This window comes from Pseudoalteromonas sp. PS5, assembly GCF_004103255.1.
Classification (GTDB): Bacteria; Pseudomonadota; Gammaproteobacteria; order Enterobacterales; family Alteromonadaceae; genus Pseudoalteromonas; species Pseudoalteromonas peptidolytica.
In genome coordinates, this window is sequence record NZ_RCSQ01000005.1 from 1 (window position 1) to 13,503 (window position 13,503).

The 13,503-nt window shown below is 44.6% G+C and carries 4 protein-coding genes; all 4 read right to left on the reverse strand.

Annotation, left to right across the window (positions count from 1 at the left end; translation table 11 throughout):
* Window positions 1-194 precede the first annotated feature (194 nt).
* The 4 genes from D9603_RS00570 to D9603_RS00585 all read right to left on the reverse strand — a co-directional run bounded on the left by D9603_RS00570 (window position 195) and on the right by D9603_RS00585 (window position 13,423).
* Window positions 195-10,451 carry an Ig-like domain-containing protein gene (locus D9603_RS00570; RefSeq protein WP_128729657.1) on the reverse strand — a complete coding sequence of 3,419 codons (10,257 nt, stop codon included), beginning with the start codon at window positions 10,449-10,451 and terminating at the stop codon, window positions 195-197.
* Between the two features lie 137 nt (window positions 10,452-10,588).
* Window positions 10,589-11,248, reverse strand: a complete 660-nt coding sequence (locus D9603_RS00575) for a tail fiber protein (RefSeq protein ID WP_128729658.1) — start codon at window positions 11,246-11,248, stop codon at window positions 10,589-10,591.
* A gap of 18 nt (window positions 11,249-11,266) precedes the next feature.
* Window positions 11,267-12,169: a hypothetical protein gene (locus D9603_RS00580; RefSeq protein WP_128729659.1), complete on the reverse strand. Its 903-nt coding sequence runs from the start codon at window positions 12,167-12,169 to the stop codon at window positions 11,267-11,269.
* Between the two features lie 9 nt (window positions 12,170-12,178).
* On the reverse strand, window positions 12,179-13,423 hold the full coding sequence (locus tag D9603_RS00585) for a hypothetical protein (RefSeq protein ID WP_128729660.1): 1,245 nt from the start codon (window positions 13,421-13,423) through the stop codon (window positions 12,179-12,181).
* Between the last annotated feature and the right edge of the window lie 80 nt (window positions 13,424-13,503).

The following is a 13,503-nucleotide window of genomic DNA, read 5'->3' on the forward strand; positions in this document are numbered from 1 at the left end:
ATCTCGGGTTAATTAAGCAAATTGGTATTACTTATTAAAAAGTCATCACACTACACGCAAGCCCAAGCTCTTTAGATAATGGATGATGGTGATCCGCCACCAATAAAAAAGGCTGCAACCTTAGTTGCAGCCTTTTAGCAGTGAAAGTAACGTTGTTCGATTAACCGTTCAAGCTACTTGTCGCACTGTCTTACTCACCACTTTTGAAAGCGGTTTGTTGAGCGCTTTCTATATACCGCCAGTAGCATGATCAAATATATCCATATCGATACCGCACCAGACGATTTGTTTTGCACTTTAACATTATTGGTGTCCGAAGCTTTTACAGTCACACTAACGGTACCAGCAACAGCGTTACCATAACCATCACTAAGCATGTATGTAATAGTGTCAACACCAACAAATCCAGCTTTTGCAATATAGGTTAACACCCCATCTTGAGAAATGCTGACCGTACCTTGAGCCGCTGACGCTTCGATAATCGTTAGCGTGTCTCCATCAGCATCACTGTCATTTGCTAGCACATCAATGTTAATGCTAGCACCAGCATTAACCTGAGCTAAGTCTGGTTTTGCAATTGGTAGACGATTAGCAATTACCTGAATTTGCACCGTACCGTTGCTACTTGCTCCTTGCGAATCGCTCACTACATACTTAACTGTATCAACCCCAGCAAACCCAAGGTTAGACAAGTAGCTGAGCTTCTCACCCGATATAATTGTTACTTTACCATTAGTCGCTGAAGCTGAGCTAACGGTCAAGCTATCACCATCTGGGTCGCTGTCATTTGCCAATACATCAATCACTGTCGCTTTGTGGTGCATGGCTGTCACTAGCTCACCCTGTACAACAGGCGCTCGGTTACCCATTACTTCCACCACTACCTGACTATGCGCAGTACCGCCTTGGCCGTCGGTAATACTATAAGTAATTACATCTGTGCCAACAAACTGCTCTGCTGCAACATACATCAGTGTTTGCTGTGCTGTAATTGTCACTTCACCAAACTGAGCAGAAGCTTGAGACAGAGATAAACTATCGTTATCAGCATCACTATCATTCGCTAACACATCAATTTCAATGCTGCTATTCCAAGGTAAGCTTGCGTTGTCTGCATTAGCTACTGGCTTAGCATTATCACTGTGGTAAACCGCAACACCACTTGGATCCACCACGGTACCATTAGCTTCTCCATCTGCGTCATTTGGTCCGCCATCTTGTACGACAATCTGAACACACCAATGACCTTCTGTTAGACCCGGTTGCCACTGCGTAGCTCCCGGTGGAGGACAGTAACCGATAGCACCAGCAGAGCTGAACACTTGGTTGTTTTCGTCTTCAACAAAGTCGCTCCAGCCTTTGGCTTGGGTAAACTTACGGTAAACTGCATTTGCTGGAATTGGTAACTGCTGCGGTAGCACCAAGCTATAGTTTTGACCTTGCTCAGGTAATCCATAAGCGATGTAGTCATAAATACCACCTACGTTAGTCGCTTGTGTATCATTTACAAGACCGGTTTGCGATCCAGATTCAACCTGCAAGCCACCGCTGCTGCTTAGTACCGAAACCGCTCCACGACGTAAACAAACACCAGGATCACCTTCAGCTAAGAACGCAGTTTGATTATTAACTTGTGCAGGTACGACATTACACTCGTTAATCGCATCAAGATAATCGGCAATACCGTCACCATCACTATCTTGGTAACCCTCTTCGCTATCCGGGATAAGATCACCATCTGTGTCCGTATCATTCAAAGCAGCTAACTGCTCGACAACTTCAACATAGACTGTCTCAGAGGTATTTAAGCTAGGTGAACCATTGTCAGTTACCATTGATTTCACCGCGTGTACCCCAAGCGTTGTAGCGGTTGGATCAAACACAAATTGCGTAGGTTCGGTACTGAGGTTACTTAAATCTGATGACCAACTTACCGTTAATGTATCGGTTTTATTAGCATCTTTGGCCGCTGCTTTAATGGTTACAAGTCCACCAGCTTGACTTACCTTGATTCTCGTTTCGTTTTGTTGCCAAACGTTGAGATCTAACGTTGGTGCCACATTACTTTCACGAATAGTAATCGTAGTTTGATGTTTATTGCCCAAGTTCAATGCAGATGACAAGCTAACCGTTACCGTCTCGTCTTGCTCTGATGCACCATCGGCTGCCACATCAAAACTGATTTCCGCCTGTGTTCCCTTATCTATAACGACTGTTCCACTTCGTGCAGTATGGTCATCAAAAGATGCAGTACCACCAATGGTATAACCAATTTCTAGTGGATAAGTCGGTGAAGTTCCGTTTAGCAGTACCTGTACAGTCACCGTTGAACCTTCAGATACAATTTGATCCTTACTCAAAGAGATAAGCGGGTTTACATTCAGCCTTTGAAGTTCAATAGACTCAAGTCCAGAGCTATCCACAGTACGCCAATAGACATCATGTTTACCCGGAGCAAATACCATTTTTGAGTCAACTAAAGCTACTGGCAGTACATTACCCTGTGCATCTTTTGCTGAGGCAACACCTAGGTTTACCTTGGTGTAAAGTGCTGTGGCATCTACCGTCAGATCCGCCGGTACTGTAAGGGTTGGTGCTTGAGTATTATCATTGCCCTCTATCACCAAGTTAACTTTCGCACTCGCGCGACCCTTATTGCCATCGGTTACCGAATATGACAGTGACACTGAGCCTGTAAAATCGTCAGGTGCTTGATAACTTATTGTTGCACCGCTTACCGTTGCGGCACCAATACTTGCTGTCACTCCTTCAACTTTCAGTACATCACCATCAATATCGGCGTCATTGCCTAATACCGCAATGGTATAGTTATCATTAGCCGTTTTGTTGAGTGTTAAACTATCGTCTTGTGCAGTCGGTGCGTCATTCACAGGGTTAACTGTAATTGTGACCGTTGCAACATTGGACGTAAGCGCTTCATCACGGGCTACGTATGTAAAACTATCTTGACCATTGAAGTTGGCATTAGGAATATAAATCCAGCCATTTTCAACTGCGCTTAATACACCATTTTGAGGCTGCGTTTGCGCCGTTAATGTCAAACTATCGTTTTGTGCATCACTTGCCTTGGCGACAATATTCACACGGCTGTCTTCATTAACCTGTACTGCTTGGTCATCTGCAATTGGCGCTGTATTTCGTACAGTCACTGTGAGGTTAAATGGCGCCAATGAATCTGACAGTGCCCCATCTGATACACTGATCAACACATTAGCTGTCACACCAACATCACTACCCGTAGGCGTGCCTGATAGCTCACCAGTTTGCGGATTAAATGATGCCCATGACGGTCTGTTAGTAATACTGAACGTTAAGTTCTGGCTATCAATATCTGATGCGCTTGGTGTGAAGCTATAACGGTCTCCTTCAACTACTGAACGTGCAGGCTGACCTGAAATCGAAGGTGCATCATTCACATTAATCACAGTCACAGAGAAGGCTTCAAGGCTTGCTTGTAATGTACCATCAGACACCGTCATCACCATCTCACCGGTCGTGCCTACATTGCTTTGACCAGGTGTACCAGACAATGTACCTGTATCACTATCAATAGTAAGCCAGCTTGGTTTATTGGTAATGGTGAATGTCAGCTTGTCACCGTCAATATCTACCGCTTCAGGAGTAAAGCTATATAACTGCCCCTCATTTACTTGTACTTTTGGTGAACCGGTAATTGTTGGCGCATCGTTGACATTTGTTACCGTCAAATTGAATGCTGCCAAGTTTGTACTTAACTCACCGTCTGAAACAGTAATAACAATCCCTTCGTTATTGCCAACGTCAGCATTACTTGGCGTACCACTTAGTTTACCGGTGTTCTCATCAATAGTTAACCACTGCGGGTTTTGCTTAACAGAATAAGTAAGCTGAGTTGAGTCAACATCTTGTCCGATAGGAGTAAAGGAATATGCAGCCCCTTGCGCAACCGTCGTCACTGGGGTGCCTGTAATCGTCGGTGCGTCGTTCACCGCCTTAATGACAATAATGATTGAATCAGAAACAGTACCTGCGAGTGCATCAGTCAGTTCCACGGTAACACTTCTGTTCAATGTGGAAGGATTCTCTGATGTGTTCTCATAGCGAAGCGCTCTAACGAGCGATTGTACGATAGCATTATTCGCTGCGCTTAAGTGCACAGTTAACTTATCACTCGCAGTCACCACACCGTCATTCTCGGTGCCACTTGTCTCTTCAATAGCGCCGATGATTGTACTTTGGTAACTAATGTTGCCATTGCTGATGCTAAAGTCGCCACCTGTGGCAATACTTAAGCTATCTTGCGCCAATCCATTAGTTGTCACTGAGGCAACTAGTTTAGCCCCATTGCCTTGCCAGCTATTGTCTCCATCTGCGTCATCCGCAGTTGCTTGAGAGTCAAGTACTGTCGCCGCAGCATTTTCTGTGTATTCTACAGAATCTGCTAAAGCCAAAGTAGGCGCAGTGTTCACTGATACATTAATCGTCACATCAGCGTGAGCAGAAGTACCACCTTCACCGTCAGTTAGGACAAAACGCACAACACGTTCGCCCGCCGTACCTGCTGAGTTTTGGCTGTTATCATACTCTATTGCGTTAATCACAGTTGCGACAATCGCATTGGTCGCACTGTTGTTAAACGTAATAGTCAGCGCGCTGCCGTTACTACCGCCTGTGTAGCTACCCACACTTGTTTGGTTGTATTCAACTTGGCCATTGTTAAGCGAGATTTCAGTACTACTGTCATCAATTGCTAAGACGTCTTCCGCAGTTTGTGCACCACTGGCAATCGACACAGTTAACATCCCACCATTGAAGGTGTCAGTATCAATGTCAGTAACAGTAACTGCACTGTTTTGATTAACAATCACAAAGTTTTGCGCTGAGGCATTGTAATCAAACTGATCACCATTAAGGTTATTGATAACAGGTGCGTCGTTGACATCGGTAATATCAATATTCACTGTTGCCAGCTGCCCTGAACTACTGCCATCACTGCCGCTGATAGTGATCAGTGCTTGATCATTACCTTGGCTATTAGCCTCACCTGTGTATGTAAGATTTGAAACCGTATTGAGGTAGGTATCAATCGCACTCGGTGCCCCTGTTAAAGTAATGGTTTTCCCATCTGATGATAAGGTAGCAGTTACACCAACCGCCGAACCATCAGCAGGTGTATCAAATGACCCCTTATCCACTTTAATCGTCAATGTCACGCTCGCGCTATCTGGGTCAATAATCGTTATAGCCGATAAATCCAAGCTCGAGCTCGCATCTTCTGTTACAGAAACATTGGCAGGCGGTGTCGTTACAGACACAGCATCATTAACTGGATACACGGTAAAATTGAAGGTTTGCCCAGTCACTGGTGCCGCATTGTCCTCACCACCATCAGCAAGCGAGAATACAAAGCTATCTGATGTGGTTTCACTGCCATCATGCACATAAATTAGCATCTTGTCGTTGACATTTTTTTGCGTGAAGGTTGTGTTGAGCGACAGTTTTTCGCTGTCAATTGGATTCTTATCTTTATTTGCATCGATATACAAATCGCCATGTGACGGTAATGTAGTCACTGTATAAGTCAAACTTTCGCTATCATCATCTACATCCTCAGCCATGAATCTATCTTTTAGGATAAAGCCTTTGCTACCTTCGCTTATGCTCAAGCCAGAGTTGCGTAACTGCTTTGGTGCATCATTGACAGATGTGATAGTGATTGTTGCTGTATCCGAGGTATTTGAGAATGCGGAAGTACCACCTTTAGATGTAGCATCAAACGTGCCACTAGCTGTACCCGCCGATTTATCCCACGCAACAAAAGTCATTCTTGATGTACCGTTGTAGTTTGCATTTGGAACAAAGCGTACTTTATGTGTATTTGCGCCACTGAGCGACCCATCTAGCAAGCGAGCTACGGCTGTTAGGTCAACAATTTGGTCTGATGTCACACTGAAATCATCCCAAGAGCTACCGTTATCCGTAGTATATTGCCATTTACCATTGGTATTATCGACTGTGGTAACGGCAATGGCTTCAACGGCACTGCCATCAACATCACCGATTGAGTTATCAACCACTAGCGTAGCAATATCAACACCAACGTTATTGGCATCTGATACGTCTTCAATAATTGATGTAAATACAGGCGTTTTGATATCATCTAATGTTGGTGCATCGTTCACTTCCGTAATGCTAACAACCGTTTGATTTGTACCCGCACTAGTTGCAATACCATCGTTAAATGCCCACACAAGTGTGACTGATGTATCTGGCGCTTCAGAGCTATTTGAGTAAGTAATACTTTGCAATACACCTGCAACAATGGACGTTGTGGCGCTGCTGTTAAAGGTCAACTTCAAGGTACCAGCGCTGTTAGTGGTAACCGTACCTACAGCAACATTACTGTACTCAATATTCTGGCCTTGCACTAATGCGCTTAACGCACCTGTGTTGGCAAAAACATCGCTGGCATTGGCCGCACCGCTTCGTGTGATAATCAGGCTTGCACCATCATAATTACCACTGTTACTGCTCAGAGCATCAAGCTCCGTATCCGATACCGATACATTAGCATCTAAGATCACTGCTGAGCCATTTTCAGTAAATGTAGGAGTACCATCAAGGTCAGCAAAGACTGGCGCATCGTTTTCATCCAACGTAATAGTCACCGTTTGTGTGCCAGACTCAACAGCATTATTTGTTGTGATTGCTGCAATGTCGATGATCACAGTTTCGTTATCATCAACAACACTGTCATCCACCGCAGTTACTTTAAATGTTTTAGAGGCGCTGCCTGCGGCAATTGCCACACTGCTGCTGATATTGTCAGAGAGACTGTAATCAGTACCTGAGCCTGTAGCCGTGCCTGTTACATTGATACTGACCGTTACCGCATTGGTTGCTGTTACCGCGTTACCAGCTGAATCTTTCAAAGAAAGCGTTAACGTTGCAATGCCGCCTTTTTCATTGACTGTTGTATTATCAACACTCAACTCTACATTCGGCGCAACCGTAAAGGCAAAGCCGGTATTATTACTGAAACCTGCAAAGGCATTACCGCCATTATCGGTTAAAAAGCCCGCATCCATACGGATGGCATAGCGCAACCCTGCTGACAGATCAGCACTTGGGTTAATCGTTAAGGTATCACCTGATAAGCTGATCTTAGGACTGTCAACTGCAAAGGTTTCAATTACATTGCCGTTACTATCTACCAACGTGATAGTGCCGCTAGTGCCAAGTTGCATCGCTTCTGTGAACTTCAGCGTTAAGTCACCAGTTGCTGAAACACCAAAACCACCATTGGCAGTTGAGGAGCCAGCAGTGTCAATAGCAGGTGCCACACCATCAATAACTAACGCCTTGCTGGCAGCAAGCGAGTTGGCCGCACTTGGTGTTGCCAGCGTTAATGTTGCATCATTGCCCGCCGCATCTTTAATTGTGCCACCGTTCAAACTCAGCGCAGTCGTTGAAATATAATCAAGGTCACTGCTAACATCACCCGTTTTCACGGTGTAGTTAAAGGTTACAACAGAATCAGATACCGACGTGAAGTGTACAACTCTATCAACATCACCGGTTTCAAGCGTTAAAGTGGGTGCGCCTGTTACAGTGATATTTTCAGAAAACGTCACCTGAATCGCAATTTCATCACCCACTTTATAAGTACCATCAGCTTTTGAGGAAGAAACACTCGAAACCGTAGGGGCAATGGTATCAACCAGTACGTTGTCAGTATTAACGCTACTTAGCGTGGTATCAAAGGTATTGCCTGCCGTATCGTTCAGAGTTGCGTTGTTCAGCGCAAAACTGGTGATACTGATTCCATCTAAATCTTCATCGCCTTGCACCACAGTATAAGAGAATTGTAATTGGCTAGTAGGCGATGTGGTTGTGCTGGTATCAAGTGCAACCGCTTTGCTACCAATGGTCAGATTAAGTTGAGGCTTACCTGCGGAAGTATTTAGCGTCACCGACTCGGATAACGTCGCGGTAAAATCAAGCGTTTCACCCGCTGTATAGGTTTTATTGCTCGGTGGCATCAGTGAAGACACTTTAGGTTGTGTAGTATCAACACGTATACCCGTTAAATCAGCCACATTGGCCAGCGATACATTTAAACTATTGCCCGACGAATCTTGGATTGTGCCACCATTGGTATCTACCATACTGCCCAGCTCTAGACCATCTGTATCATTATCGCCAGCCTGTACTGTGTATCTAAAAGTCAGCGCGGTTTTGCTGCCGTTACTATTATGGTAACTTGCATAGCGCGTTGTGCTCCCTACTTTTAGGGCGATACGTGGAGTGCCAGAGGTTGTGGTTACATCCAATGCTTCCGATACATTAACCACAAAATCAATGATGTCATTTTCTTTATAGCTTGCACTCGTGGACGTAGTAACCGAGCTTACCGTCGGCTTAATTGTATCAACCGTGATGGTAAAGGTTTTTTCAGCAGAGGTATCCACCCCACCGTTGGCCGTACCGCCATTATCTTGTACTTGCACCGCGATAGTTGCAGTGCCATTCACATTCAATGCTGGCGTGTAAGATAACTGACCACTTGTGTTAATTGCTACATTGGTGACCACATTATTCGCATCACTTTGTTCACTCACCAAGTAACTAGTGACCGATTGTACTGCGTTCGCGTCACCATCACTGCTCATTGACGCAAAGTTAGCAACCACTTGTTGATTACCCGCTGCTGCGTCTCCGCCAATTGAAATATTGCTACCCAAGCTCAGCGTTGGTGCATCATTCACTTCGGTAATATCAATGTTTACCGTTGGGTTGCTCGCCAAGTTATTAGTGCCATCGTTGGCGGTGATGGTGATCAGTGCTTGGTTGTCACCACTGGCATCAGTTGCTGATTTATAAGTGATATTGCTTGCGGTATCTAAAAAGGCGTTAATATTCGCAGCACTGCCAGCAAGGGTGATCACTTTTTTATCACTCGAAAGTGCGCGACTAGTTAACGTACCAGCGCTCGATAAGCTTTCAAATGTGCCGTTATTGACCGTTAAGGTTACCGTGAGGGCATCGTTATCGACATCCGCAAATTGCACTGCAGATAGAGTAACGTTACTTGCAGTATCTTCTAACACACTAATATCTGACGGCGAGCCAGATACTGTCGGCGCTGCATTAGGTGCCGCTTCGGTGGTAAAGTTCAGAGTGGTGTTATCGCTGATGCCCGCAAAGGCATTGTTATAGCTGTCTAATATGGCACCGCTATCAATTTTAACCGCGTAATTTGTGCTATAGGCAAGATCGCTTGCTGGATTAATATACAATTTACTGCCACTGATACTCACCTTGCCTGCGCCAGGAGTGGTGGTTGTGCCATCCGAATTTGTGGTAACAGAAAAGATTTCTGAGCTGGCTGCGCTAACGTTATATAAGGTGATATTACCCGCGCCAAGCTTGATATTTTCGCTAAATGCTACCGTGATATCTGCGCTACGTGAAATACTGGTTGCGCCATCCTGAGGACTTGACTGCGCACTATCTAGGTTTGGAGCAGCTCTATCTACCGTATGCACCGCACCAGTAAAGCTCGTTACATAACCGTTATTGTTATTACCATTACCATCGCCATCAACAATGTTAGTATTACTGTTTAAGTCCAGCCTTAAAGTGCCTGCACCGCTGATATTGCCCACTGTGACATCAATCGTGCTGCCAGAAGAGCCCGACACACTGTTCACAAACCCTCTAGCGTTTCCCGATACGGTGGTTACTGTAAAGTCATCAATTGAGACATTTGAAGCTGACTCATCAAAAGTCACGGTGTAAGTAACAGATGAGTCCCCAGCACTTGGACTGTCTTTTAGGTTAATAGAAGAAACAACAGGGGGCGTGGTGTCAGTGTCGGGTTGCGCATTGACATTGTCAACAACCAAACTAAGGAATGAGACGTTACGAATACCTTCTCCACCCGCGTTTTCATGTACTGTAAATTCAATAGAAGAGACGCCCGCAACTGGAGAGAAAGAACCAAAAAGGTCAGCTAAACCAGCCGAAGTACTGTTTGAAAGTTCAGTCAGCTCTGTCAGTTTAAATGTTGAATTTAAAAGTGTATCACCATTGGCATTTTTAAAAACGACTTGAGTAGCTGTAGTCAGTTTGACTTGTGTTGAACCATAAGCATGTATTTTAATATCAGTGACGTCAAAGTGTGTTACATTGCTTCCATTGGCTTTAAGTATAAAAGTTTGTGGCGAGCCTCCACTCACCGGGCTAATAGTGTCATCACCTGGATCTGCTAAATTATTTGATATCAAATAGCCGCTATGGTTAGTTACGGTTCTAAACCCTGTACCGCCAGAATCGACGCCTCCAATGTCAGCGAAGCTGATTGTTTGTTCTGTATTTGCACTAATGGCAAAAGACGTTGATGTAATAAGCAAAATGGCTAGCGTATTTAGCATTCTAACAATGCTCATTGATAATCTCCATAACACTGCATATACCCTTTCAAGGCAGATTGGCGAAAGCCCACCTTAATTTGGCCGCTATACATAACTAATTCCTCAAAAATAATGAAGGCGCTCACGCTCAGAGCTAAGCGCCCTAAAAACCACTAGCTTCGTGATGGATAAACGCCATCCTCGGAAATTACAAACTTAATAACAGTGCTTGGTTGGACATTGTATATTCGCCCTGATGCGCCAGTATTTCCTACATCGACTTTAACATCAACAGTAGTATCTATCTGACTAAATCCGCCATTTATCTGTACCGCATTCCCAGCCATTTGTACATCCGATGTGGTCGAATACGCCTTGGTAATAGGCGTTGTTACTCGACCATCCACAAGCTCACCAGTTGCCCAATAAGCCCCATCGGCATTGTCGGTATTACCCAAACCGCTTTTCGCATTTACGGTTAAGTTACCAACAAAACCCTGCGCAACACTTGTCGCTTCCGTTTGTGCTGTGGCTGTATGGCTGTGTGCTGGTAGCTGAGAGGGATCCAAAGTAATAAATTCAAGACCATATAAACCGCCTTGTATTTTGGGTTGTAAACCAGGGCCGACTCCATCTCCAATCGGACCACGGCCACGAAAATCAGGCAAGCCAAAGCTTACACGGCCATCACCACCATAGATGGTGCCCAATAGCGAGAATAAGGCCGTGTTAGTACTAATACTTATAACTCCACCCGTACAAGCGAAATACCCTCGAGGTATAAAGTTGTACCCTACCATTTCGATATCGCCAATTGATGGATCTGCGCTCATTATTTTATTCCTTCTTTTTTATTTTAAATTCATTCCGGCTTGTAAGTTGGCCTGCATAGCAAAGCGGTATCCATCAAACACCCCTTCGCTACTGCTTACCACATCTACTTTTACCGCTTGTTCGTTAGTTAACGCCAGCACCAGACCGCCTGATACTGACAAAGTAATAATGGTGCCCGCTTTCACGCCGTAAGTTGGCTGCGAGCTAATAGTCACTTGTAATAACTGACACACCGCGTGACCAATGCGCAACCGAGCGCCACCAAAATACGGGTTTGCAGCACGAACTAACCTCACTATTTGCTCTGCACTGTCGGTTTGTAAATGCACAAACAAGTCTGACTCATTCAGTGCGGGCAAACTCTTCGGGGTAAATGGTCGGCAAAGCGCTGTTTGCTCCAAACTATCTACATCACTAACCAGCTGTTGTAACAGGTTAGGTAATTGCATGATTAGCTTTTTGTGTAAGGTGCCCGCAGTATCGTGGCAGTCTATCGTGACATCATGGCTCAATAAAACGGTTTGCTTTCTCACACAGACCGCTATCAACGCGCAGCTAGATTGCTGACTATAAATACTATGAAACACCGCATGTTCAGCAGTTGCATTGCTATTTTCTGCAATTTGAACCTGCACGATATTTTGTGCGCTTTGCAACTTACATAGAGGTTCATAGGGTAAATGGTAACTAATGAATCGACTCCCTTGCCAAGTTTGCTGAGCAGAAGCCAAAACATCTTCATCTAAATTTGTATGATAGGCATGTGGCACATCAAAGTGCTGCGCCGCCGCAGCATGTTGTTGAGCAACTGACTCAGGGCAGTACACGCTTAATATACCAGCAAGAGCATTCATCTGAGCTAAGCATTCAATTGCCGGAGTTGCAGCTGGTGAGCTGGCCAATAAAATCACTTTTTCCATATTAATCCCTTACGCCAAAGTAGGTAAAAAGCCAGGCATGCCACAGAGCTTGTAATAAAACTTGAGCTTATCGCCCCCTTTAACGAGTAAATCGTCTGGTTCAGACGCCTTGGGTTTAAAATCAATACACACCGACATATCCGCTAACGGGTGCGTGATCCCAGAGTCGTATTGATCAATCACCTCTTCGTCATCGACAAACAGCTTGGCGCTGAGCAATAAAATACGCTTAGACATATCTTCCACATTATGTGGAATGGTCACTTGATTTGCCTCAATCAAATCAAAACCATCGCCCAAAGGCATAATGGCAAGTTGCTTTAAGGTGGTAATATTCAGTGTAAAAATGGTGCCAAGGGAGAGTCGCTCAGCGCGGATCTGTTCGTTTATAAAACTTGAGTGACTACGCTCTTGCTCTCTCCATTGATCAACAAATTCCCGTTGTGGCACAGTAAGTAGCGCTTCTACAACTATTTCGTTTGGCAAGAGGTAAGCATCATCAGCTAGAAACGTTGCAAGGTGGCGCATAAAACTCATGTGTCCTTCTTTACTCAAACCATGCTGCATCGCCTCTATCACTAAAATATCAATCGGCACGCTTGGTTTATACTCCATTACATCCATACAGAGTATCTCAATATTGTCAGTGTCCAGACCCAGACTCTCTACAGTTCGCTCCAACACTTTTTTTGCACCGGGCTGAATGTCTATTAATGTAATCTTTAACGGGCGCTGATAACGATTATGTGCATTGACATAACACAGAAGCGGTAAAACAAGGGGGGCAAATGGACCACAAGCAGGATAAACCAGATGCAGTGGCTCTTGGCTTTGTCCTTCAACCTTTGATAGCACTTTATCAAGCCCACGAATAAACGCTTTGACCCGATAAATATCGTTGACTGTCGACACCGCATCTTTGACAGCCATCACTAATCCTGTGGCATTGACATAGGAATGTGTCACTTCTTCTTCGGGAAGCGCAAGTTCTTGATAAAGCTCTAGTAGAGACTCTGAAAAATCAGCAAAAACCGCCACCAGCTGATCATGTGTTTGTGTTTTTGCAAGTAAAGTTTCAACTACGCTACAGCAGTGTTTTATCAAGACACTACTGCTAGCAAACGCATCGCCTTTTAATTGGCGGGTAAGTTGACTACGCAGTGATTGGTTAAATAGTCGCTCTAAGCTTGGATCAACAGAACTGAGCTGTTGCTTTTCACCCCAAGTTTGAGATGGTTCGTTGCTTTTTTTCATATTCGCTTTCCTAAGCTTCGTGAAGGTGTGGACACTATATGACAATACACACGGCGGCACACTTGCATTATGATTTAAAG